The sequence below is a fragment of the Rhodococcus jostii RHA1 genome (assembly GCF_000014565.1).
GTDB classification, from domain to species: domain Bacteria; phylum Actinomycetota; class Actinomycetes; order Mycobacteriales; family Mycobacteriaceae; genus Rhodococcus_F; species Rhodococcus_F jostii_A.
In genome coordinates, this window is the sequence record NC_008268.1 from 1,206,479 (window position 1) to 1,230,058 (window position 23,580).

23 protein-coding genes are annotated in these 23,580 nt (G+C 68.2%); 13 read left to right on the forward strand and 10 right to left on the reverse strand.

Going from position 1 to position 23,580, the window contains the following annotated elements; all coding sequences use genetic code 11:
• Positions 1 to 8: 8 nt before the first annotated feature.
• A complete protein-coding gene (gene qcrB / locus RHA1_RS05470; protein ID WP_050787461.1) occupies positions 9 to 1,658 on the forward strand; it encodes a cytochrome bc1 complex cytochrome b subunit in 1,650 nt (549 codons plus the stop codon).
• Here the strand turns inward: qcrB and RHA1_RS05475 are convergent.
• A complete protein-coding gene (locus RHA1_RS05475) occupies positions 1,655 to 2,611 on the reverse strand; it encodes a DMT family transporter (protein ID WP_011594253.1) in 957 nt (318 codons plus the stop codon). The two genes, qcrB and RHA1_RS05475, sit on opposite strands and share 4 nt — an antisense overlap.
• 69 nt (positions 2,612 to 2,680) lie before the next feature.
• Between RHA1_RS05475 and RHA1_RS05480 the strand changes: the two genes are divergently transcribed.
• Entirely contained in the window at positions 2,681 to 3,283 is a 603-nt protein-coding gene (locus RHA1_RS05480) for a TetR/AcrR family transcriptional regulator (RefSeq protein ID WP_011594254.1), read from the forward strand.
• A 68-nt stretch (positions 3,284 to 3,351) separates the two neighbouring features.
• Here RHA1_RS05480 and RHA1_RS05485 read toward each other — a convergent pair whose 3' ends face one another.
• The gene (locus tag RHA1_RS05485; RefSeq protein WP_009473781.1) at positions 3,352 to 3,768 is read right to left on the reverse strand and encodes a cytochrome c oxidase subunit 4; all 417 of its coding nucleotides are present in this window, start codon (positions 3,766 to 3,768) and stop codon (positions 3,352 to 3,354) included.
• A 41-nt stretch (positions 3,769 to 3,809) separates the two neighbouring features.
• A complete protein-coding gene (ctaC, locus tag RHA1_RS05490) occupies positions 3,810 to 4,877 on the reverse strand; it encodes an aa3-type cytochrome oxidase subunit II (RefSeq protein ID WP_011594255.1) in 1,068 nt (355 codons plus the stop codon).
• Positions 4,878 to 5,138: 261 nt separating this feature from the next.
• Between ctaC and asnB the strand changes: the two genes are divergently transcribed.
• Positions 5,139 to 7,064 (forward strand): asparagine synthase (glutamine-hydrolyzing), encoded by a 1,926-nt coding sequence (gene asnB, locus RHA1_RS05495; RefSeq protein WP_011594256.1) that lies wholly within the window; start codon positions 5,139 to 5,141, stop codon positions 7,062 to 7,064.
• 71 nt (positions 7,065 to 7,135) lie between these two features.
• On the opposite strand, the gene RHA1_RS05500 is transcribed toward asnB, so the two are convergent.
• The 3 genes from RHA1_RS05500 to RHA1_RS05510 form a co-directional block, all read right to left on the reverse strand.
• Positions 7,136 to 8,110: a carbohydrate kinase family protein gene (locus RHA1_RS05500; protein ID WP_009473784.1), complete on the reverse strand. Its 975-nt coding sequence runs from the start codon at positions 8,108 to 8,110 to the stop codon at positions 7,136 to 7,138.
• Between the two features lie 179 nt (positions 8,111 to 8,289).
• On the reverse strand, positions 8,290 to 8,640 hold the full coding sequence (locus RHA1_RS05505) for an iron-sulfur cluster assembly accessory protein (protein WP_005247725.1): 351 nt from the start codon (positions 8,638 to 8,640) through the stop codon (positions 8,290 to 8,292).
• 141 nt (positions 8,641 to 8,781) lie between these two features.
• Positions 8,782 to 9,855 carry a glycerate kinase family protein gene (locus RHA1_RS05510; RefSeq protein ID WP_011594257.1) on the reverse strand — a complete coding sequence of 358 codons (1,074 nt, stop codon included), beginning with the start codon at positions 9,853 to 9,855 and terminating at the stop codon, positions 8,782 to 8,784.
• An 88-nt stretch (positions 9,856 to 9,943) separates the two neighbouring features.
• Between RHA1_RS05510 and RHA1_RS05515 the strand changes: the two genes are divergently transcribed.
• Positions 9,944 to 10,600 carry a DUF3043 domain-containing protein gene (locus tag RHA1_RS05515; RefSeq protein WP_009473786.1) on the forward strand — a complete coding sequence of 219 codons (657 nt, stop codon included), beginning with the start codon at positions 9,944 to 9,946 and terminating at the stop codon, positions 10,598 to 10,600.
• Positions 10,601 to 10,603: 3 nt separating this feature from the next.
• Here the strand turns inward: RHA1_RS05515 and RHA1_RS05520 are convergent, their stop codons facing one another.
• Positions 10,604 to 10,819, reverse strand: coding sequence for a hypothetical protein (locus tag RHA1_RS05520; RefSeq protein ID WP_009473787.1), 216 nt, complete (start codon positions 10,817 to 10,819; stop codon positions 10,604 to 10,606).
• A 100-nt stretch (positions 10,820 to 10,919) separates the two neighbouring features.
• Here RHA1_RS05520 and cobU point away from each other — a divergent pair, with 100 nt between their 5' ends.
• Genes cobU through RHA1_RS05535 form a run of 3 tightly spaced genes read left to right on the forward strand, consistent with a single transcriptional unit; the run spans position 10,920 to position 13,425 of the window.
• Entirely contained in the window at positions 10,920 to 11,567 is a 648-nt protein-coding gene (gene cobU / locus RHA1_RS05525) for a bifunctional adenosylcobinamide kinase/adenosylcobinamide-phosphate guanylyltransferase (RefSeq protein ID WP_011594260.1), read from the forward strand.
• The gene (cobT, locus tag RHA1_RS05530; RefSeq protein WP_011594261.1) at positions 11,564 to 12,682 is read left to right on the forward strand and encodes a nicotinate-nucleotide--dimethylbenzimidazole phosphoribosyltransferase; all 1,119 of its coding nucleotides are present in this window, start codon (positions 11,564 to 11,566) and stop codon (positions 12,680 to 12,682) included. Before cobU ends, cobT begins: the two co-directional genes overlap by 4 nt.
• 2 nt (positions 12,683 to 12,684) lie before the next feature.
• Positions 12,685 to 13,425 (forward strand): adenosylcobinamide-GDP ribazoletransferase, encoded by a 741-nt coding sequence (locus RHA1_RS05535; RefSeq protein ID WP_011594262.1) that lies wholly within the window; start codon positions 12,685 to 12,687, stop codon positions 13,423 to 13,425.
• Between the two features lie 19 nt (positions 13,426 to 13,444).
• Here the strand turns inward: RHA1_RS05535 and RHA1_RS05540 are convergent, their stop codons facing one another.
• Together RHA1_RS05540 and gcvT are read right to left on the reverse strand one after the other, a co-directional pair.
• Positions 13,445 to 14,548 (reverse strand): branched-chain amino acid aminotransferase, encoded by a 1,104-nt coding sequence (locus RHA1_RS05540; RefSeq protein ID WP_029537317.1) that lies wholly within the window; start codon positions 14,546 to 14,548, stop codon positions 13,445 to 13,447.
• 63 nt (positions 14,549 to 14,611) lie between these two features.
• Positions 14,612 to 15,712, reverse strand: coding sequence for a glycine cleavage system aminomethyltransferase GcvT (gcvT, locus tag RHA1_RS05545; protein ID WP_009473792.1), 1,101 nt, complete (start codon positions 15,710 to 15,712; stop codon positions 14,612 to 14,614).
• Positions 15,713 to 15,833: 121 nt separating this feature from the next.
• On the opposite strand from gcvT, the gene RHA1_RS05550 reads away from it, so the two are divergent.
• The gene (locus RHA1_RS05550; protein WP_011594264.1) at positions 15,834 to 17,351 is read left to right on the forward strand and encodes a leucyl aminopeptidase; all 1,518 of its coding nucleotides are present in this window, start codon (positions 15,834 to 15,836) and stop codon (positions 17,349 to 17,351) included.
• Between the two features lie 66 nt (positions 17,352 to 17,417).
• Here the strand turns inward: RHA1_RS05550 and RHA1_RS05555 are convergent, their stop codons facing one another.
• The gene (locus tag RHA1_RS05555) at positions 17,418 to 17,756 is read right to left on the reverse strand and encodes a hypothetical protein (protein WP_009473794.1); all 339 of its coding nucleotides are present in this window, start codon (positions 17,754 to 17,756) and stop codon (positions 17,418 to 17,420) included.
• 329 nt (positions 17,757 to 18,085) lie between these two features.
• Between RHA1_RS05555 and sucB the strand changes: the two genes are divergently transcribed.
• The 5 genes from sucB (at position 18,086) to RHA1_RS05580 (ending at position 23,519) form a co-directional block, all read left to right on the forward strand.
• Positions 18,086 to 19,816, forward strand: a complete 1,731-nt coding sequence (gene sucB, locus RHA1_RS05560) for a 2-oxoglutarate dehydrogenase, E2 component, dihydrolipoamide succinyltransferase (protein ID WP_011594265.1) — start codon at positions 18,086 to 18,088, stop codon at positions 19,814 to 19,816.
• Between the two features lie 92 nt (positions 19,817 to 19,908).
• Positions 19,909 to 20,799, forward strand: a complete 891-nt coding sequence (locus RHA1_RS05565) for a TIGR01777 family oxidoreductase (RefSeq protein WP_011594266.1) — start codon at positions 19,909 to 19,911, stop codon at positions 20,797 to 20,799.
• 48 nt (positions 20,800 to 20,847) lie between these two features.
• A complete protein-coding gene (lipB, locus tag RHA1_RS05570; protein WP_009473797.1) occupies positions 20,848 to 21,624 on the forward strand; it encodes a lipoyl(octanoyl) transferase LipB in 777 nt (258 codons plus the stop codon).
• Positions 21,625 to 21,676: 52 nt separating this feature from the next.
• Complete coding sequence (gene lipA, locus RHA1_RS05575; RefSeq protein WP_005561159.1) at positions 21,677 to 22,687, forward strand: lipoyl synthase; 1,011 nt, start codon at positions 21,677 to 21,679, stop codon at positions 22,685 to 22,687.
• Positions 22,688 to 22,760: 73 nt separating this feature from the next.
• Complete coding sequence (locus RHA1_RS05580) at positions 22,761 to 23,519, forward strand: DUF4191 domain-containing protein (RefSeq protein ID WP_011594268.1); 759 nt, start codon at positions 22,761 to 22,763, stop codon at positions 23,517 to 23,519.
• The last annotated feature ends 61 nt before the right edge of the window (positions 23,520 to 23,580 follow it).

A 23,580-nucleotide genomic window follows, 5' to 3' on the forward strand; every position in this document is an offset into this window, starting at 1 on the left:
TGAGCGCGATGGCCACCGGCCAGGCCGAAGCGATGGACTCGCGCTACCACCTCGCAGCGGGAATGCGGCGGCAGATCAACAAGGTCTTCCCCACCCACTGGTCGTTCCTGCTCGGCGAGATCGCGCTGTACAGCTTCGTCATCCTGCTGATCTCCGGTGTCTACCTGACCCTGTTCTTCGATCCGTCGATGGCGCACGTCGTCTACAACGGTGCGTACGAGCCGCTGCGCGGCGTCACGATGTCCCGCGCGTACGAGACCACGCTGAACATCTCGTTCGAGGTCCGCGGCGGTCTGTTCGTCCGTCAGATCCACCACTGGGCCGCGCTGATGTTCGCGGCGTCGATCGTCGTGCACCTGATGCGCATCTTCTTCACCGGCGCCTTCCGGCGTCCGCGTGAGGCCAACTGGGTCATCGGCTGCCTGCTGCTGATCCTGGCGATGTTCGAGGGATTCTTCGGCTACACGATCCCCGACGACCTGCTGTCCGGCACGGGCCTGCGCGCCGCGTTCTCCGGCATCACGCTGAGCATCCCGATCGCAGGCACCTGGATGCACTGGCTGATCTTCGGCGGCGACTTCCCCGGCGACCTGATCATCCCCCGCCTGTACGTCGCGCACGTCCTGCTGTTCCCGGGCATCATCCTCGCCCTGATCGCCGGTCACCTCGCGCTCGTCTGGTACCAGAAGCACACGCAGTTCCCCGGCCCCGGCCGCACGGAGAACAACGTCGTGGGTGTGCGCATCCTCCCGGTGTTCGCCGTCAAGTCGGGTGCGTTCTTCGCGATCACGTTCGGTGTGCTCGCCGTGATGGGTGGCGTGCTGCAGATCAACCCGGTCTGGACCATCGGCCCCTACAACCCGTCGCAGGTGTCGGCAGGTTCGCAGCCCGACATCTACATGATGTGGACGGACGGCCTGGCCCGCCTGTGGCCGGCGTGGGACATCTACCTGTTCGACCGCTACACCATTCCGTCGGTGTTCGCCGTCGCGTTGATCATGGGTCTGGTGTTCACGGTGCTGATCGCCTACCCGTGGATCGAGAAGCGTCTGACCAAGGACGACGCTCACCACAACCTGCTGCAGCGTCCGCGTGACGTTCCGGTGCGTACCGCGATCGGTGCGATGGCGATTGCGTTCTACGCCGTCCTGACGATCTCCTGCATCAACGACATCATCGCGTACCACCTGAGCATCTCGCTGAACGCGATGACGTGGATCGGCCGCATCGGCATGGTGTTGCTGCCTCCGATCGCCTTCTTCGTGGCCTACCGGTTCTGCCTGGGTCTCCAGCGCAGCGACCGTGAGGTTCTCGAGCACGGCATCGAGACCGGCATCATCAAGCGGATGCCGAACGGTCAGTACATCGAGATCCACCAGCCGCTCGGCCCGGTCGACGACCACGGTCACCCGATCCCGCTCGAGTACCAGGGTGCGACCGTCCCGAAGAAGATGAACAAGCTCGGTTCCGCCGGCAAGCCCGGTTCCGGCAGCCTCGTCACCGCCGACCCGGTCGAGGAGAGCCTGGCGCTCGAGCACGCCCTGCACCACGGCGAGCACGAGCAGCTCACGATGCTGCGGGAGTACCAGGACCGCGCCCACGGCAACGGTTCGTCGGCATCCGGCAACGGATCGTCCGGCAACGGCGAGGCCCACTAGCCTCGCCTCCGCACTCGAGCAGAGCCCCGAACCACTTCCGGTTCGGGGCTCTGCTCGTCTGTGGGCGTCGTGCCCGCTCCCCTCCCCCGCGGTTGCGCGCGGAACACGAGCGCGACCGCCCCGAGTCCCAGGAGAAGACCGAGCGCGGTGAGGATCCCGAACGGCTCGCCGAACATCACGGCCCCCCAGATCGCCGTCACCGGTGCCATCAGGAACATCAGGGCATTGACCCGGGTGACGCCGCTCCGTCGCAGCACGAGCCAGTACAGGCCGTAGCCGCCGAACGTGGACAGGGCGATCAGCCAGGCCACCGACCACCAGAACGCCGCCGCCGGCGGCGGCGACACCTGTCCGGCGCACGCGGCGAGGGCGGTGAAGAGCACGGCGCTGGTCGCGCAGTGCACGGTCATGGACACGACGGGGTCGCTGTCGGTCGGTGAGCGACTCTCCAGGAAGGTCGCGGCCACCAGCGACAGCATCCCGGCGAAGGGCACGAGGTACGCCCACCAGGACACGCCGGACGCAGCGGTGGCGTCGCCTGCGGTGACGATCACGACCCCCGCCAGTCCGAGCAGCAGCCCCCACCATTGCTTGGGCGCGACGTACTGACCCAGCAGCGGGCCGGCCAGCACGGCGACGACCAGGGGCTGGGTGCCGTCGATCAGTGCCGTGGTGCCGGTCGAGACGCCGAGCCCGATCGCCTGGTAGACGGTCAGCAGATATCCGGTCTGCGACAGCGCGCCGACCGTCACCTGACGACCGAGTGCACGGGACCCGAGTCCCCGCCACCGTGCTCGTCCGAACAGCGCGGCCGCCAGGGCGAGTGCGATGGCGAGTGGCAGGAACCGCCAGGTCAGTACGGTCAGAGGGGCCGCGTCCCCGGCACCGAGTTTGGCCCCGATGAAGCCGGAGCTCCAGCACAGGACGAACATCACGGCGAGAAGCGCATTCACGTCTGACCACCACCCAAGTAAACAGATCGGTATACCTCCCTAACCTATACCGATCTGTATACTTTTGTCATGGAATCTGTACCGTCACCGCGACGCGTCGTGCTCACACCGGGAGCGAGGCGGGCGCTGGACGCGGCCGGCCGCCTCTTCTACGAGCGGGGAATCCACGCGGTCGGCGTGGATCTCATCGCCGCCGAGGCCGGTGTCACGAAGAAGACGCTCTACGACCGTTTCGGTTCGAAGGAACAGATCGTGGTCGAGTACCTCGCCGACCGGGACGAGCGGTGGCGGGCGTTTCTCGCCGGCCACCTCGACACCGCCGGTGACTCCCCCGGACGGCGCCTGACCGCGATCTTCGACGCATCCCGGGAGTGGACCGCGGAGAACAGCGCGAAGGGGTGCAGCATGGTCAATGCGCACGCGGAGATCAGCGACCCGGCACATCCGGCGTACGCGGTCATCGTCGGCCAGAAGCGGTGGATGCTCGACCTGTTCACCGGCGTGTGCCGGGACGCGTCGGTGCGCGACCCGGAGACACTCGCACGCACTGTCATGCTGCTCCACGAAGGGGCACTGGTCTCACATGGGTTGCAGGTGTTCCCCGAGGCGGTGCGACTCGCATCCGATCAGGCGTCGGCACTCCTCGCCGCGGCGGCCGGCCCGGCCCGTTAGGGACGACAAAGAGGAGGCGCCGAATCCCACCGGGATTCGGCGCCTCCGCTGTTCGAATATGGGTGGAACTAGTGCTTCTCGGGCCCGACGTAGTACTCGAAGACGAGACCCGCTGCGGCCGCGAGCACGGCAACCACGGCGACCACGATCATCCACGGCTGGAAGAACGCCATCGCGACTGCGACGAAGGCAGCAGAAGCGGCAAGCAGGATCGGCCAGTAGCTACCGGGGCTGAAGAAGCCCAGGTCGCCTGCACCATCGGCGATCTCCGCGTCCTCGTAGTCCTCGGGACGGGTGTCGAGGCGACGGGCGACGAACCGGAAGTACGTTCCGATGATCAGCGTCAGTCCCGCCGACAGGCAGATGCCCGTCAGACCCGCCCACTCGATACCGGTTCGTGAAACGGCGGTGAAGACGCCGTAGACGATCGCGACGAGAATGAAGAATACCGTCAGGATCTCGAAGAGCTTGGCTTCGATCTTCATATCAGCACTTGTCCTTGGTCAGTGAGGTATCAGCAGCAGGTTCAGTTACCTTCGACACCGCTCGCCTGCTTGTAGCCGCGATCGGTGGTGAAGGGAGACGTCGACGTCGCAACCGGGGACTCGCCGATGGCCTGCAGAGCCTCCGCCGTGGTCAGATCCCGGCCGCCTTCGCTCGCCGGCTTGCGCAGCTCGATGTACTGCGCGAACTTGTCGGGGCTCACGGCGCGAACCTCGAAGTTCATCATCGCGTGGAACGTGCCGCACATCTCGGCGCAGCGCCCGACGAAGGCACCTTCCTTCTCGATCTCACTGATCTGGAAGACGTTGTCGGAGTGGTTCTCCTTCGGGTTCGGGTTCACGTCGCGCTTGAACAGGAACTCCGGCACCCAGAAGGCGTGGATGACGTCGGCCGAGGCCAGTTCGAACTGGATCCGCTTGCCGGTCGGCAGAACGAGGATCGGGATCTCGTTGCTCGAGCCGATCGTCTCGATCTTGTCGTAGTGCAGGTAGGACAGGTCCTGGGGGGTCTTGCCGTGGATCGGACCGGGCTGGGCGTGCTCACCCTCGGCCTTCGCCTCGGACGCCGGTGCGGACTCGACCGCAGCCTGCGCTTCCTGATCGACGCCGTCATACTTGCCGCCACCCTCGCCGAGGTCGATGGAGCGGTAGCCGAACTTCCAGTTCCACTGGTACGCAGTGACATCCACCACCACGTTGGGGTTGTCCTCCTTCTCGAGGACATGGTTCTGCACGATCACCGTGAAGTAGAACAGCACGGCGATGATGACGAACGGAACCGCGGTGTACGCCAGCTCGAGCGGCACGTTGTATGCCGTCTGCCGCGGGAACTCGGGTGAGTCCTTCTTCTTACGGTGGAAGATCACCGCCCAGAAGGTGAGTCCCCACACCAGCACACCCATGACGAGGGCGGCGATGACCGACCAGGTCCACAGTTCACGCATGCGGTGCGCCTGCGGGGTTACGCCCGAAGGCCACCCGAAACGAAGCACCTCGTTGTCGATTGAACAACCCGACAGCAGCAAGGCAGCAATGCCCAAAGATACTGCCAACCCTGCCCGCCGAAGGATCCGACCTTGCGCCACGTTCACGCCTTCCTGATCGCCGCAAATTCCACTAGGGCACACCCGATGGGAAGGCCCAATTACTACGCAGCGTAGACCAAAGGCGGCGGCTCTCCATCCTCGGGTCGGGCGACGTGTCGCTGCCGGTGCCGCTGTTCGAGCCGGGGCACCGTCACCGGCGGCCCGAACCGGCCGCTCCGGGAATCTGCGGCATACTTTCCGGCAGAGATCCCTGACCACTCCACCTCGTGGAGCCTTCCAAGATTCTGAATTGAGGTACCGGACGCTGTGTGCGGACTGCTCGGGCTACTGACCTCTGGAGAAACCAGCGACAACGCCGTCTCACAGGTCGACCAGGCGATGCACTGCCTGCGGCACCGTGGGCCGGACGAGCACGGGACCTGGCACGACGACCATCTGGTCTTCGGGTTCAATCGGCTGTCGATCATCGACATCGAACACTCCCACCAGCCGTTGCGGTGGGGTCCGGCGGAGAATCCGGAACGCTACGCGCTCACCTTCAACGGCGAGATCTACAACTACCTCGAGGTTCGCGCCGAACTCGCCGAGCAGTTCGGTGCGCAGTTCGTCACAGAGGGCGACAGCGAGTCCATCGTCGCCGCGTTCCACTACTGGGGCGAAGACGCCGTCCGTCGTCTGCGCGGCATGTTCGCGTTTGCGATCTGGGACACGGAGACGCGGGAGCTGTTCATCGCGCGCGATCCGTTCGGGATAAAGCCGCTCTTCCTGGCCACGGGCACCGGCGGCACCGCGTTCGGTAGCGAGAAGAAGAGCCTGCTGGAGCTGGCGAGCCTGATCGGTATCGGCACCGAACTCGATCCGCGGGCCGTCGAGCACTACACCGTCCTGCAGTACGTGCCGGAGCCGGAAACCCTCCACAAGCAGATCCGCCGCCTCGAGTCCGGTTGCTTCGCCCGCGTGCGCCCGGGCGAAGAACCCGTGATCACCCGCTATTTCGCGCCCACCTTCCCGGTGCGTCCGTTCGCCGCGGGCACCGACCAGGCCCGATACCGCGAGATCGCCGAGGCACTCGAGGATTCGGTCGCCAAGCACATGCGCGCCGACGTCACGGTCGGGTCCTTCCTGTCGGGTGGCATCGACTCGACGGCCATCGCGGCGCTCGCGATGCGCCACAACCCGAACCTGATCACGTTCACCACCGGTTTCGAGCGCGAGGGCTACTCCGAGGTCGACGTCGCAGCCGAATCCGCCGAAGCGATCGGCGCGCGCCACGTGGTGAAGGTGGTGAGCCCGTCCGAGTTCGCCGCCGCCATCCCCGAGATCGTGTGGTACCTCGACGACCCGGTCGCCGATCCCGCGCTGGTTCCGCTGTGGTTCGTGGCCAAGGAAGCGCGCAAGCACGTCAAGGTCGTGCTGTCCGGTGAGGGCGCCGACGAGCTGTTCGGCGGGTACACCATCTACCGCGAGCCGATTTCGCTGAAGCCGTTCGAGTACCTGCCCAAGGGACTGCGGCGGGCCGCAGGGAAGCTGTCCGAGCGCATCCCCGAGGGCACCCGGGGAAAGAGCCTGCTCAACCGCGGTTCACTGACCCTGGAAGAGCGGTACTACGGCAACGCGCGCAGCTTCAACGACGCACAGCTGCGCGCCGTCCTGCGCGACTTCCGGCCGGAGTGGACGCACCGCGACGTCACCGACCCGATCTACGCGCAGTCGCAGGGGTGGGATCCGGTGGCCCGGATGCAGCACCTGGACCTGTTCACGTGGTTGCGCGGCGACATCCTCGTCAAGGCCGACAAGATGACGATGGCGAACTCGCTCGAACTGCGGGTGCCGTTCCTCGATCCCGAGGTCTTCAAGGTGGCGTCGCAGGTGCCGTTGGATCAGAAGATCACCAAGAGCACCACCAAGTACGCGCTGCGTCAGGCGCTGGAGGGCATCGTCCCGGGGCACGTGCTCCATCGGGCGAAGCTGGGCTTCCCGGTGCCGCTGCGGCACTGGCTGCGCGGCACGGAATTGTTCGATTGGGCACACGAGCAGATCGCGGCGTCGGGCACCGATCACCTGCTCGACAAGGCCGCGATCACGAAGATGCTGAACGACCACCGGGACGGGGTGTCCGACCACAGCCGTCGCCTGTGGACCGTGCTGATCTTCATGGTCTGGCACGGCATCTTCGTCGAGAACCGCATCGTTCCGGAGATCGCCGAGCCGGCGTACCCGGTCTCGCTGTAGGCGCTTCGCGCCCGTGAGTGGTTGAGGAGTCCAGGGACTCGTCAACCACTCACGGGCGGCGGAGCCGCCTGTTACGGCAGGAGGGCAGCGATCTCGTCGGCCGCGGTGGAGCCGTAGGCGTCCGCGAGGCGCTTGACGGCCTCGTCGCGGTCGAACGTCCATTCCTGGGTTCCGACGGTCTCCAGCACGAGCACGGCCACCAGCGACCCCAGCTGTGCGGAGCGCTCGAAACTCAGGCCCGCGCTGTGCGCGAGGAGGAATCCGGCCCGGAATCCGTCACCGACACCGGTCGGGTCTACCTTCGCCTTCTCGGGGACGACGGCGACCCGGGTCCAGTTGCCCTCGGAGTCGACGATCTCGACGCCCTTGGAACCGAGCGTCGTGACGCGGACGCCGACCTGAGCGCGGATCTCCTCCTCGGACAGTCCGGTCTTCTGCTGTAGCAGTCCCCATTCGTACTCGTTCGTGAACAGGTACTTCGCGCCGCGGATCAGCGCCGACGCCTCCTCGCCGTTCAGTCGGGCGAGTTGCTGCGACGGGTCGGCGGCGAACGGGATGCCCTGCCGGCGGCATTCCTCGGTGTGGCGGATCATCGCCTCGGGGTCGTTGGCGCCGATGAGGACCAGTTCGAGCGGTTCGGCGTCCTGCCCGATCCCCGACAGCTGGATCTCGCGGGCCTCACTCATCGCACCGGGGTAGAACGACGCGATCTGCGCCATGTCCTCGTCGGTGGTGCACACGAAACGCGCGGTGTGCGCGGTGGTCGAGATCCGGACGGCGGTGCAGTCGACACCGTTGCTCTCGAGCCACCGGCGGTAGTCCGCGAAGTCGGCTCCGACAGCCCCGACCAGCAGCGGAGATCCACCGAGCACGCCCATGGCGTAGGCGATGTTGCCGCCCACTCCCCCGCGCCGGACTACGAGGTCGTCGACCAGGAAGCTCAACGAGATGTGGCTGAGCTGATCGGCGAGCAGTTGCTCGGCGAACCGGCCCGGAAACCGCATCAGGTGGTCGGTGGCGATGGAACCGGTTACCGCAATTGTCACGGGCGGATGCCTTTCGATGAGTTCGGTCGGGATTTCTCACCGTACCCCGGAGTACCACCATGATCGGTCGGCAGCACGGGACCCGGGTACGTGGAGATCGGGCACGAAAAAAAGTCTGACGCGGCAGCCGGTCGGCGCCGCGTCAGACTTGTCGATTCAGTTGTACTTCGGCCCGGGACTCAGTTGAAGGAGTCGCCGCAGGCGCACGAACCGGTCGCGTTGGGGTTGTCGATGGTGAAACCCTGCTTCTCGATGGTGTCGACGAAGTCGATCGAGGCACCCTCGACGTACGGCGCGCTCATCCGGTCCACCGCGAGGGCGACGCCGCCGAAGTCCACGATCAGGTCGCCGTCCAGGTTCCGGTCGTCGAAGAACAGCTGGTAACGCAGTCCTGCGCAGCCGCCGGGTTGCACGGCGATACGCAGTGCGAGGTCGTCACGACCTTCCTGATCGAGCAGCGCCTTCGCCTTGGCGGACGCGGCTTCGGTCATCTTGACGCCGTGGACGGCGGTCTCGTTCTGCACAGTCATGGGCTCTCCCTGTAGTTCGTAACAAACCCGTGAACGCTTCAACGGTACTCCGCGCCCGACTTATTCCCGGGTTCCATTCCCTGCGGCAGCCTCCGCAGATCGATCCACGTCCATGGTATCCGACGCCACGGATTCGGGTTACTACCCTGCGGCCACACCTTCCCAACCCCGGGCCGCGGCCGCGGCGAGGTCTCTCAGCTGCGCGTATGCGTCCGACATCGCGAGTTCGACCGATCCCGCGTGATCGACCAGGGACAGTGCGTCGTCGATGCCCGCGCTGTCGAGGTCCGCGGCGTCGAGGAGTACCTGCCCGGCCAGGACGAGCGTCGCAATCGACCGCCGGCGGGCGGCAGCGGCGAGCGCGATCACGAGTTTCCCGCGCAGCGACTGCTGGTCGAGGCGGCCTTCCCCGGTGATCACGAGCTGGGCGGAGGCGAGTTGGCGGTCCTGCCGGGTGCGCTGAGCGACCACGTGAGCACCGGATTCGCGGGTCGCGCCGAGGGCGAGCAGCGCGGCGCCGATGCCACCGGCGGCGCCGGCACCGGCCTCGGCGGCGACCTCCCGGGCCGTCACCCGCTGCAGTTGCCCCGCCCACGCGGCGTTCCTGTCCTCCAGGAAGGCGACGGTGTCGGGGTCGGCACCCTTCTGCGGTCCGAACACGCGGGCGGCGCCGTGCTCGCCGAGCAGCGGGTGCTCGACGTCGGACGCGGCGACCAGTTCCACCGAACGTAGGCGGGCGACGGCGGCGTCCGCGCTCCCGAAGCCCTGCGCGAGGGCTTCGACGACGCCACGGCCGCCGTCGGTGCAGCTGCTGCCGCCGAGGCCGACGACGATTCTGCGCGCTCCGGCGTCGAGGGCCGCCACGACGAGTTGGCCGACGCCTCGGCTGTGCGCGTCGCGGGCGGTGCGGGGCGTCGGCGGTCCGCCCAGCAGTCCGAGTCCGCAGGCCTGGGCGGATTCGAGGTAGGCGTCGGTGCCGTCGAGGAGCCAGCGGGCGGTGACGTCGGCGCCGAGCGGCCCTTCCACGACCGCGGTCCGGACGGTGCCGCCTGCTGCGGCGATCACGTCCACGAATCCGGGGCCGCCGTCGGACTGCGGCGCCTCGATCAGCTGGTCGTCCGGGCGCACGGCCGACCATCCCGCCGCGATCGCAGCGGTCGCCTCGACGGCGGTCAGCGTTTCACCGAAGGAGTCCGGTGCGATCATCACTCGCATCGGCGAAGTGTATGGCGACGGGCGCGACCCGGCATTTCGATGTGAGGGCGGTTTTCCTCCCGGTGGCGTCTTCCCATACTCTGGAAGGGTGAAATTGCTACGCCGCGGTGATTCGGACAATTCAGACAAGCGGGACGTCGAGGTCGCCGAGTCGTCCACGGCCCCGGAGGCGGAGTCCGCCGAACAGGCAGGCAAGGGCCGCCCTACCCCCAAGCGACGCGACGCCGAGGCGAGGCGTCGCGGACCGGTCGCGCCCGCACCCCTGACGGCGAAAGAGGCACGCGCCCGTAAGAAGGCCACCCGCGGCAGCAAGGAAGAGCGCAAGGTCGCCGCGGCGGAGCGACGCGCCACCGCCGCCGAGCGACGCGCCCGCATGCTCGCCGGCGAGGACAAGTACCTCCTCCCCCGCGACAAGGGCCCGGTCCGCGCGTACGTCCGCGACATCGTGGACGCCCGGCGCAACCTGGTCGGCCTGTTCATGCCGCTGGCCCTGGTTCTCATCATGGCCATGTTCGTCAGCCCGGCGCTGCAGGCCATCGTGACGCTCGCCATGCTCATCATGATGATGTTCATGGCCATCGAGGGCGTCTGGCTGGGCCGCAAGATCAACAATCAGGTGCGGGAGCGTTTCCCGGACACCCCCGACGGCGGTTTCAAGCTCGGGTGGTACGCGTTCGTGCGTGCGTCGCAGATCCGCAAGCTGCGGGCCCCCAAGCCACGGGTGCGCCCCGGCGACGCCATCTGACGGTCAGTTGTGCGGCGCGCGGTGCGTCTCGGCGAGCAGCCGCCCCAGTTCGGCGTCGCGGTCGTACGACAGGTCGGTCATGGGATCGGCCGGTCGGAAGAAGTTGTCGCGGTAGCTTTTCCGCAGTCGCGGCGGGAGTGATCCCAGGTGCCGACCGGCATACGTCACGGCCGCATGCAGCACGAGGAGAAGTGCAACGAGGACGAGGAATTCGGTCATGGCTGAAATTTTCCGCCCATTCACTTCCCGCCAACAGTGGCGGAATTGACGTTCTTCGTCAAAATACTGCCACTCCGGTCGGTTGGTAGCGTTTCCCACCGTGCCCACCGCCGATTCCCCGGACCGCCCGAGCCGTCCGAACCCGACGTCGCGAACGCTGGTGCTCGGCGGTGCACGCTCCGGAAAATCCGCTCACGCCGAGGAACTGACCCAGGCCCTGGCCGGTGCGGGCCGGGTGCGCTACGTCGCCACCAGCCACCGCGACCCCGACGACCACGACTGGGAACACCGCATCGCTCAGCACCGCGATCGGCGCCCCGCCAGCTGGCTCACCGTGGAAACCGCGCACCGGCTCGACCTCGCCGGCCAGCTGCGTTCCCCCACCGAGGCTTCGGCCACCCTCGTCGACGATCTCGGCACCTGGCTCACCGTCGAACTCGACGGCGCCGCAGCCTGGGACTCGCCGCGGGGCACCATCACCCCACGCACCGACGAACTCGTCGCGAGCGTCCGCGACTACCGCGGCGCACTCGTGCTGGTGACTCCCGAGGTGGGTCTCGGGGTCATCCCCGAGACCCGGTCCGGTCGCCTGTTCCGCGACGAGATCGGCGCCCTCAACGCGCGACTCGCCCAGGTCTGCGATCGTGTCGTCCTCGTCGTCGCCGGGCTGACCATGATCTTGAAAGATGATCCCGCACGCGAGTCGTGCGGGGCAGAAGTGTCCACTCGAACGAGAGGCCAAGCGTGACCAGCGAGTCCGTGAGCACCGACCCCGGTCGGTTCGAACCCGTCACCCCACCCGACGAAGGGGTGCGCGCACAGGCCGAAGCCCGTCAGTTGCAGCTCACCAAACCGGCCGGCTCGCTCGGACGCCTCGAGACGCTCGCGTGCTGGGCAGCGGCCTGCCAGGGAGTCTGCCCGCCCGTCCCCTTCGCGCGGGCGCGGGTGGTGGTGTTCGCCGGTGACCACGGGGTGGCCCGGACCGGCGTCTCGGCGTATCCGCCCGAGGTGACGGCCCAGATGGTCGCCAACTTCGTCGGCGGCGGGGCAGCCGTCAACGCCCTCGCGAACCGGGCGGGCGCAAGCGTGCGCGTCGTCGACCTGTCCGTGGACGGCGACACGGATCCGTCGGTCTCCGCGTTCAAGATTCGCCGCTCGTCGGGGGCGATCGACCGCGAGGACGCGCTCACCCACGAGCAGACACTGCAGGCCATCGAGGCCGGACGTTCCATCGCCGACTCCGAAATCGATTCCGGTGCAGACCTGTTGATCGCCGGCGACATGGGAATCGGCAACACCACACCGGCCACCGTTCTCATCGCCGCGCTGACGGACACCGAACCGGTGGCGGCGGTCGGCCGGGGCACCGGTGTCGACGACGCCGGCTGGATCCGGAAGACCGCAGCGATTCGCGACGCGATGCGCCGCGCCCGGCCGGTGGTCCGGGACACGGTGGCGCTCCTGCGGACGGTGTCGGGCGCCGACCTCGCCGCGATGGCCGGCTTCCTCGCCCAGGCCTCCGTCCGCAAGACCCCGGTGATTCTCGACGGCGTCGTCGTGACCGCGGCCGCCATGGTCGCGGAGGAACTCGCACACGGCGCCCGCGCGTGGTGGCTTGCCGGTCACCGTTCCACGGAACCGGCGCACACGATCGCGCTGAAGCATCTGCAACTCGATCCCCTCCTCGAACTGGACATGCGGCTCGGTGAGGGGTCCGGCGCCGTCGCCGCGCTGCCGATCCTGCAGGGCGCCGTCGCGACGCTCGCGGAGATGGCGACGTTCGCGGAGGCCGGCGTCAGCACCCGCGGCGCCGAGGACGGCGACGGCACCGAGACCGGCTCCGCCGCCGATACCGCGGGCTGACCGTGTCGGGGGTGCTGCTCGCGTTCTCCTGGCTGACGGTCCTCCCCCTGCGCGGACCGGATTCAGTGGACCGCGTGTCGGGTCGCCGCGCGATCCGGGCGGCGCCGGTGACGGGGATCGCGCTGGGAGTCCTGGCCGCGGGGCTGCTGTGGGCACTCGTGTCCGCCGGTCTCGACCCCGCCCTCGCCGGCCTGATGACGGTGGGTGCCCACGCCCTCGCCACCCGGGGCATGCACATCGACGGTCTGTCCGACACCGTCGACGGGCTCGGCTGTTACGGGCCTCCGGAGCGGGCGCGGGCCGTGATGCACAGCGGCGGCGCGGGCCCGTTCGGGGTGTGCGCCCTGGTGATCTGCCTGGGCGCTCAGGGACTGGCGTTCGGATCTCTCGCCGCCGCAGGACAATTCGCGTGCGCCGCCGTCGCCGTGGCGGCCGGGCGGGTGGCGGTCGTCTTCGCCTGCCAGCGCGGAATTCCCGCGTCGTCGACGGAAGGCTTCGGCGCACTGGTCGCCGAAACCCAGTCCCCGTGGACCGGTATCGCCTGGACCGTTCCGCTCCTCGCGGCGGCCGCGTGGTGCACCTTGCCGTGGTGGCAGGGACCGGTCGTCGTAGTGGTCGCGCTGACGCTCACCGCGTTGCTGGTGGCCCACTGCGTCCGGCGTTTCGCCGGCCTGAACGGCGACGTACTCGGCGCCGCGCTCGAGATCACCGTCACCGTCGCGGCAATCGGTCTCACCTTCTGAGCGACCGCCGGAACCGAGCTCAGCGCAGTTTGGTCATCCACCCGTGTGTGTCGGCGAACGTTCCCCGCTGAATGCCGGTCAAAGTGTCGCGCAGGGCCATGGTGACCTCGCCGGGCTCGCCGTCGGCGATCGTGAACTCACCCTCGGCCGACTTGACCCGGCCGACGGGCGTGATGACCGCCGCCGTACCGCACGCGAACACCTCGGTGATCTCGCCCGACTTGGTCTTGGTGCGCCATTCGTCGGTGCTGATCCGACGCTCCTCCACCGCGAAACCGGCGTCGGTCGCGAGGGTCAGCAGCGAGTTGCGGGTGATACCCGGCAGCAGCGAACCGGACAGGGACGGCGTCACGAGCCGGGCGTCGGAACCGGAGCCGAACACGAAGAAGAGGTTCATGCCGCCCATCTCCTCCACGTACGACCGCTCGATCGCGTCGAGCCACACCACCTGGTCGCAACCCTCGTCGGCGGCCTGCGCCTGCGCGAGAAGCGACGCCGCGTAGTTGCCCGCGAACTTGGCGGCGCCGGTGCCACCGGGCGCGGCGCGCACGTACTCCGTCGACAGCCACACGCTGACCGGCTTCACTCCACGCGGGAAGTAGGCGCCGGCGGGCGAGGCGATCAGCAGGTAGCGGTACTCGTCTGCCGGACGCACCCCGAGACCGGCCTCGGTGGAGAACATGAACGGGCGGAGGTACAGCGCGTCCTCGCCGCCGGCGGCGGGCACCCATTCGTGGTCCAGCTCGAGCAGTTCGGTGATCGACTTGACGAACAACTCCTCCGGCAGCTCCGGCATCGCGAGACGGCGAGCCGACGTCGCGAGTCGTTCGGCGTTCGCCTCGAGGCGGAACGTCGAGATACCGCCGTCGGGCTGCCGGTACGCCTTCAGCCCCTCGAAGATGGCCTGCCCGTAGTGCAGCACCATCGCGGCGGGGTCGAGCTGGAGCGGCCCGTACGGTTCCACCTTGGCGTCGTGCCAGCCGAGCTCCGTGGAGTACGTGATCGACACCATGTGGTCCGTGAAGTACCGGCCGAATCCGGGCGCCGCCAGTATCTCTCGCCGTACCTCGTCGGAGGTGAGGGCGGGATGCGGGACGCGAACGAACTCGGTGACACCTGTCATGCCCGTGATCTTATCGAACACCTTCCGCCGCCCCACGGCCGACAGGTCCTCCGCGACAGGCGCTTACTTGGTGTTGATCTCCACGAACGGCGGAGACACCACCTCGGCGCGCAGCGAGCGTCCCCGGACGTCCACGGCGATCTCGTCTCCCGCCGACACGCCGGCCCCGGAGTCGAGCAGCGCCAATGCGATCCCGACCTTCAGCGTGGGCGAGAACGTGCCCGACGTGGTCTCGCCGATCGACTCGCCGTCGCGCAGCACGGTCTGACCGGCGCGGAGAACCCCGCGGTCCAGTGCCTTGATGCCCCACAGCTTGCGCGCCGGGCCGGACTCCTTCTCGTCGGTGAGCGTCTCCTTGCCCCAGAACTTCGGCTTCTTCCACCCGATCGCCCAGCCGCATCGCGCCTCGAGCGGGGAGATCTCCAGCGACAGTTCGTGCCCGTGCAACGGGTATCCCATCTCGGTGCGCAGCGTGTCCCGCGCCCCGAGACCGGCGACCTGGCCGCCGTGCGCGCGGACCAGCTCGACCGCGGCCCGGAACAGCTTCTCGCTGTCCTCCCAGCGCGGCAGCAGCTCGAATCCGACCTCTCCGGTGTACCCGCTGCGGCAAACGCGGACGGGAACCCCGTCCCAGGTGGCGTCGGCGAAGGCCATGTACTCGATGTCCGTCGGCAGGCCGAGCGCGGTGAGCACCTCGGCCGACTTCGGGCCCTGGACGGCGATCACACCGAAGTCCCGGTGCTGGTTCTCCACCGTGACACCCTCGGGCGCCGTGGCGGCCAGTGCCGCGACCACGTCCGCGGTGTTGGCCGCGTTGGGGACGAGGAATACCTCGTCGGGGCTGACGAAGTAGGCGATCAGGTCGTCGATCACGCCGCCCGACGGCGTGCAGCACAGCGTGTACTGCGCCTTGCCTGGCCCGATCTTGTCGAGATCGTTGGTCAGAGCCGAGTTGACGAAGGCGGCGGCGCCGCTGCCCCGCACGAGGGCCTTGCCGAGGTGGCTGACGTCGAACACCCCCACCGATTCACGCACCGCGGTGTGCTCGGCGACGACACCGGCGTACGAGACGGGCATCTCCCAGCCGCCGAAGGGAGCGAACGTGGCCCCGAGTTCGACGTGAACGGCGTGGACGGGGCCCTGCGACAACTGCTCCTCGGTCATGGGCCTCAACTTATCCGACCCCCGGGCGCACCGGGTAGGCGACGGCGGACGAGCACTACCATCGGGACGGACGTCGGCCATCCGACACCACCCGATCCCGAACCGCTGCAGGAGAGACACCGTGAGCACTCACACAGCCCGACCCCTCGGACCACAACTCGCCCTCGCCGGCACCGTCGGCAAGCGGGTGGACGTGCTGGTGATCGGGCTGACGTCGGCCTCGGACGGCCCCGAAATCGCGCTCGGCGACGGCATCGTCGACGAATCGGTGCTGACCGGTCTGCTCGACACACTCGTCGCGGTGGGGGCCTCCGGCAAGGCGGAGGAGACGACCCGCATCCCTGCACCCGACACGCTTCCGGTCGACAGCGTGCTCGCCGTCGGGCTCGGTTCGGCCGAAAAGCTCGACGCCGAGCAGATCCGTAAGTCCGCGGGCGCCGCGGCGCGGTCGCTCAGTGGTGTGGGCACCGTCGCGACCACCCTGTCCGTACTCGATCTCGGTGCGGCAGCCGAAGGTTTCGCCCTCGGCGCGTACCGGTTCAACGAATTCAAGTCCGCGAAATCCGCCCCCGGCCCCGACGCACAGCCCGTTTCGCGGGTGGAGCTGCTGGTCTCGTCGCCGCGCGCGAAGGAGTCGAAGGAGACCCTGGCGCGGTCCGCGGCGATCGCCGAAGCCGTCGCCACCGCCCGCGAATTCGTCAACACTCCCCCGAGCCACCTCTTCCCCGCAGAATTCGCCGACCGCGCAAAGGCTCTCGGCACCGATGCCGGACTGAAGGTCGAGGTCCTCGACGAGAAGGCGCTCGAAAAGAACGGGTACGGCGGCATCCTCGGGGTGGGCAAGGGCTCGTCCCGGCTGCCGCGACTCGTTCGGCTGAGCTATTCCGCCAAGAAGCGGAACGCCCCCAAGGTCGCGCTCGTCGGCAAGGGCATCACGTTCGACACCGGCGGCATCTCCATCAAGCCCGCCGCAGGCATGGAGAACATGACGTCCGACATGGGCGGCGCCGCAGCCGTTGTCGCCACCGTGGTCCTCGCCGCCAAGCTCGGTTTGCCCGTCGACGTCACCGCCACCGTCCCGATGGCGGAGAACATGCCGTCGTCCACCGCGCAGCGTCCCGGCGACGTCCTCACCCAGTACGGCGGAACCACGGTAGAGGTCATCAACACCGACGCGGAGGGACGCCTCGTCCTCGCCGACGCCATCGTCCGCGCGTGCGAGGACGACCCCGACTACCTCATCGACACCGCAACCCTCACCGGCGCGCAGATGGTGGCGCTGGGGAACCGGACGCCCGGTGTCATGGGCACCGACGAGTTCCGCGACCGCGTCGCCGCCATCTCCCAGGAGATCGGCGAGAACGCATGGGCCATGCCGATGCCCGCCGAACTGCGCTCGGACCTCGATTCGAAGGTCGCCGACCTCGCCAACGTCACCAACCACCGCTGGGGCGGCATGCTCGCGGCGGCCCTGTACCTGAAGGAGTTCGTCGCCGACGGCGTCCAGTGGGCGCACATCGACGTCGCCGGACCGGCCTACAACTCGTCGGGACCGTGGGGATACACCGGCCGCGGCGGCACCGGCGTGCCCGTGCGCACCATGATCTCGGTGATCGAGGACATCGCCGCCAACGGATAGGCGCTCCGCGCCCGTGCGCCTTTCTCGTTGTTGCAGCTACCAGAAAGGCGCACGGGCCCGAAGGGCCTACAGGTCGCGCTCGCGTTCCCGTTTGCGCTCGATGCGGCGCCGCGCGTCGTGGTCACGCATCCGCTGCGGGTAGCCGGTCTTGCGGACGTCGTACACGGGGATGCGGAGATCCTCGCCGAGTTTGCGGGCGCCGCGTTCACCGCCCACCCGGCGCCGGGTCCACTCGCCGTCCGCCGCGACGAGCACGACAGTGACTTCCGTCACTGTCGTCCGAGGCTCCACGTAGGCCTCCACACCGAGGTGCGTGCGAGTCCAGTTCGCGAGATACGCGGCGTCCTCCGGGGACGCCTGAGATCGGCCGGACCGAGGCCGCGAGAATCGGTCGAACAACCCCACGTCGAGCCTCCTCGAGTGCGTGCGCCCGGCGATGCCGGCGACTGTCCTCCAAGTTTGCCAGCGAACGCCCGGTTTCCGCGGCACACGAAAACTACTGGCCGGTAGCGATTACGTCGCGACACACCGGAGTCCCCGACGGGTGCCCCTCGGCGGACACGCCCGCCGGATCAATGGAAAGATGTGGAGCGCCGACACAGCGAGTGGGTGACGACGAATCGGAATTACCTGCAAGTAGACGCAAGACACGTGCATCTCGAAGCACAATGGTTCACGACCACAAGTCGACAAAATTCAACAACCCGAACACAACTGTCGAGGAGTCAAAAGACATGGCCTTCTCCGTCCAGATGCCAGCGCTTGGTGAGAGTGTCACCGAGGGAACTGTCACGCGGTGGCTCAAGCAGGAAGGAGACACGGTCGAAGTTGACGAACCCTTGCTCGAAGTCTCCACGGACAAGGTGGACACGGAAATCCCGTCTCCCGTGGCCGGCGTTCTCAGCAAGATCGTTGCTCAGGAAGACGACACCGTGGAAATCGGTGGCGAGCTTGCCGTGATCGGCGACGCCGGTGAGGCTCCTGCCTCCGACTCCGCTCCCGCACCCGCCGCCGAAGAGCCCGCCGCCGAGCCGGCTCCCGCCGCGGAGGCGCCGGCCGACGAGCCTGCGCCCGCAGCATCCGGCAACGGTTCCGCCGAGGGCACCGCCGTGAAGATGCCCGAACTGGGCGAGTCCGTCACCGAGGGCACCGTCACCCGCTGGCTCAAGGCCGTCGGCGACGAGGTTGCCGTGGACGAGCCGCTCGTCGAGGTATCCACCGACAAGGTCGACACGGAGATCCCGTCCCCCGTCGCCGGTACTCTCCTCGAGATCAGCGCCGAGGAAGACGACACCGTCTCCGTCGGCGGTCAGCTCGCCGTCATCGGTTCGGGTGCACCCGCCGCCAAGCCGGCCGCGGAACCGAAGCCCGAGCCGACCCCCGAGCCCGCTCCGGCCCCCGAGCCCGCGAAGCCCGAACCCGCGAAGAGTGCCCCAGCCCCGGCCGCCGCACCGGCAGCATCCGCACCGGCTCCCGCAGCCGCCGCGCCCGCTCCCGCGGCCACGTCCGGAGACAGCACCCCGTACGTCACTCCGCTGGTGCGCAAGCTCGCTGCGGACAACAGCGTCGATCTGTCCTCGGTGACGGGCACCGGAGTCGGTGGCCGTATCCGTAAGCAGGACGTCCTCGCCGCCGCCGAGGCCAAGAAGGCACCGGCCGCCGCTGCCGCGCCTGCTGCCGCACCGGCCGCCGCCGCTGCTCCCGCAGCCGCCTCCGCCGGGGTCCGCCCCGAACTTGCCCACCTGCGCGGAACCACGCAGAAGGCCAACCGGATTCGCCAGATCACCGCCACGAAGACGCGGGAGTCGCTGCAGTCCACGGCGCAGCTCACCCAGACCTTCGAGGTCGACGTCACCAAGATCGCGGCCCTGCGCGCGCAGGCCAAGAACACCTTCGTCGAGCGCGAGGGCGTCAAGCTCACGTTCCTCCCGTTCTTCGCGAAGGCCGTCGTCGAGGCGCTGAAGTCGCACCCGAACATCAACGCCAGCTACGACGAGGCGAACAAGCAGATCACGTACTACGACGCCGAGCACCTCGGCATCGCGGTCGACACCGACCAGGGCCTGCTGTCCCCCGTGATCCACAACGCCGGCGACCTGTCGCTGGCCGGACTGGCCCGCGCTATCGCGGACATCGCCAAGCGCGCCCGCTCCGGTGGGCTCAAGCCGGACGAGCTGTCCGGTGGCACGTTCACGATCACGAACATCGGCAGCCAGGGCGCCCTGTTCGACACCCCGATCCTCGTGCCCCCGCAGGCCGCGATGCTCGGAACCGGTGCGATCGTCAAGCGTCCCGTGGTCGTGACCGACGAGTCCGGCAGTGAAAGCATCGGTGTCCGCTCGATGTGCTACCTGCCGCTCACCTACGATCACCGCCTCGTCGACGGTGCCGACGCCGGCCGCTTCTTGACCACGATCAAGCAGCGTCTGGAGCAGGGAGCGTTCGAGGCCGACCTCGGGCTCTGATCCGACACCGGACTTCGAGCCGTACGTAGTTTCGCAGGGGCACCATTTCCAGCAGGGATGGTGCCCCTGCGCTGTGAAGGAGGCTGTTGCACATGCGAGTGGTCATCGCCGGTTCCTCCGGGCTGATTGGCACCGCTCTCGTCTCGTCTCTCCGCGGCGACGGTCACGACGTCGTCCGCCTCGTCCGCCGGTCGTCCGCGGGTCCCGACGAGTCGCGCTGGGATCCGCAGAAGGACAGGATCGACACGGGGATCCTCGCGGACGCCGACGCGGTCGTGAATCTGTGCGGCGTCGGGGTCGGCGACAAACGCTGGACCGGGGCGTACAAACAACTGATCCGGGACAGCCGCATCGCCGCCACCGACGTCCTGGCCGAGGGTGTCGCCGAGGCCGGGGTGCCCGTGTTCGTGAATGCGAGCGCGGTCGGCTACTACGGCGACACCGGCGACCGGGTCGTCGACGAGACCTCGCCCTCCGGGACGGGTTTCCTCGCGGACACCTGCCGCGACTGGGAGGCCGCGACCGCCCCCGCCGACACCTCGAAGGTCCGGACGGTTCTGTTGCGGAGCGGCATCGTCCTCTCCCCTCACGGCGGCCTGCTCGGCAGGCTGAAGACACTGTATTCGTTCGGGCTCGGCGGCCGGCTCGGCAACGGCCGCCAGTATCTGTCGTGGATCTCGTTGGAGGACGAGGTCGATGCGATCAAGTTCGTCCTCGCCCGCGACGACGTCGCCGGTCCCGTGAATGTCACCGGTCCGGCGCCCGTCACCAACGCCCAGTTCAACGGCGCGGTCGCGCGGACGCTGCATCGCCCCGCGCCGTGGATCGTTCCCGGGTTCGCCCTCAGTGCGTTGGTCGGAGAGTTCGCGCAGGAAGGCATTCTGGCCGGACAGCGCGCGATACCCACGGTGCTCGAGAATGCGGGATTCCGGTTCCGGCACAACACCATCGGGGAAGCGCTCGACGCCGCTCTCGTGCGGTGAACCCAGGTCGTGGCGGTGCCTCGGCTGCCCCGGCGTAACCTCTAGCGCATGAGCAGCGCGACACAATCCGCCCGTTTCAGCCCCTCCCCGATTTCCGTCGAACACCTCGGCACGATCGGGTACGTCGACGCCTGGGATCGACAGCGCGAGCTGGCGGCCGAACGCGCCGAGAACGTGGGCACCGACACGCTGCTCCTGCTCGAACACCCGGCCGTCTACACCGCGGGGCGCCGGACCGAACCCGAGGACCGTCCGACCGACGGCACTCCCGTCATCGACGTCGACCGCGGCGGGAAAATCACCTGGCACGGTCCGGGACAGCTGGTGGGCTACCCGATCGTCAAGCTGGCCGAACCGGTCGACGTCGTGCGGTACGTGCGCCGGCTCGAGCAGGCGCTGATCACCGTGTGCACCGACCTCGGCATCGTGTGCGGCCGGGTGGACGGCCGCTCCGGTGTGTGGCTGCCTGCGTCCTTCGACAACGGGCAGTGGCTGCCCGAGCGCAAGGTGGCGGCCATCGGGGTGCGGGTACAGCGTGGTGTGGCACTGCACGGCTTCTCGCTCAACTGCAATTCCGTTCTCACGGGTTTCGACGCGATCATCCCGTGCGGTATCCGCGACGCCGGGGTCACGTCGCTGTCGCGGGAACTGGGCCGCGACGTCACGGTCGAGGAGGTCACGCCTGCCGTGACTGCGGCTGTCGTCGCCGCGCTCGACGGCGAACTTCCGGTGACCGAACACGACATCGAGCGGGTGACGTTCGACTCCGCCGCCGCCGGGACGACGTCCTCCGCTCCCACTTTTACTACTGTTCAGTACGGTTGACGACCGCTCCCCGGCCCGCCGGGTGCGACGGGCCGGGCGTACCATCGACCGCGTGACTGTGGCCCCAGAAGGACGCAAATTGCTCCGCCTCGAGATCCGAAATGCGGAGACTCCGATCGAACGCAAACCGAACTGGATCAAGACGAGAGCGAAGATGGGCCCGGAATACTCCGAGCTCAAGAGCCTCGTCAAGCGCGAGGGTTTGCACACCGTCTGCGAAGAAGCCGGCTGCCCCAACATCTACGAATGCTGGGAAGACCGCGAGGCGACCTTCCTCATCGGCGGTGAACAATGCACCCGCCGCTGCGACTTCTGCCAGATCGACACCGGCAAACCCGACGACCTCGACCGCGACGAACCCCGCCGCGTCGCCGAATCCGTCCAGGCGATGGGACTGCGCTACTCCACCATCACCGGCGTCGCCCGCGACGACCTCCCCGACGGCGGCGCCTGGCTCTACGCCGAAACCGTCCGCCTGATCCACCAGCTCAATCCCGGCACCGGCGTCGAACTGCTCATCCCCGACTTCAACGCCAAGCCCGATCAGCTCGCCGAGGTGTTCTCCACCCGCCCCGAGGTGCTCGCCCACAACGTCGAAACCGTCCCCCGCATCTTCAAGCGGATCCGGCCCGCGTTCCGCTACCAGCGCAGCCTCGACGTGATCACCGCCGCCCGCGAAGACAACCTCGTCACCAAGTCCAACCTCATCCTCGGGATGGGCGAAACCCCCGACGAGGTCACCCAGGCGTTGCACGACCTGCACGACGCCGGCTGCGACATCATCACCATCACCCAGTACCTGCGCCCCTCCCCCCGCCACCACCCGGTCGAGCGGTGGGTCAAGCCCGAAGAGTTCGTCGAGCACTCCAAGACCGCCGAGGAAATCGGATTCGCCGGCGTCATGGCCGGACCCCTCGTCCGCTCCTCCTACCGCGCCGGCCGCCTCTACGCGCAGGCGATGGCCCACCATGGCCGCGAATTGCCTGCAGGACAGGCACATCTCACCGAAAGCGGCGATGCGTCGCAGGAGGCGAGTTCCCTCATGGCGCGGCTCGCCCGCTGACCTCCACGCGTGCGCGGTGGTCGACACCGGACGGGTCATCACCGCGCACGGCCAGGGACGTATCCTGAAGAGCATGGCGAACGGCACTAAATCCGGTAAAGCGGGCAAACCCAGCAAAGAAGCAAAGGCAGCCGCCAAGGCAGCCCGCAGGCAGGCGTCGAAGGAACGCAGAACTCAGCTCTGGCAGGCGTTCCAGATGCAGCGCAAGGAAGACAAGCTGCTGTTGCCGCTCATGCTCGGCACGCTCATCGGACTCGCGGTGGTGTTCTTCCTCGTCGGTCTGATCTGGGGCCTCCAGTGGTTCCTTCTCCCAATCGGTCTCCTCCTCGGCGTGCTCGGAGCGTTCATCATCTTCGGCCGGCGCGTCCAGAAGACGGTGTACGGCAAGGCCGAGGGCCAGGCAGGCGCGGCCGCCTGGGCACTCGACAACATGCAGGGCTCCTGGCGCGTGACCAGCGCGGTCGCCGGCACCACGCAGCTCGACGCCGTTCACCGCGTGATCGGGCGACCCGGCGTCATCCTCGTCGCCGAGGGGTCGCCGCAACGCGTGAAGTCGCTCCTGGCCCAGGAAAAGAAGAAGACGGCGCGCCTCGTCGGCGACACCCCGATCTACGACATCGTCATCGGCAACGACGAGGGCCAGGTCCCGCTGTCGCAGCTGCAGAAGCACCTGAACAAGCTCCCGAAGAACATCGACACCAAGCGGATGGACGCCATCGAGTCGCGGCTCGCCGCGCTCAGCAGCCGCGGTGGCGGCGCCGCACTGCCCAAGGGTCCGATGCCCGGCGGCGCGAAGATGCGTGGCGTGCAGCGCACCATCCGTCGTCGCTAGAAGCCTGTCGCCCCACTACTCCGCCCGATGTCGATCCGACATCGGGCGGAAGACGTTCCGA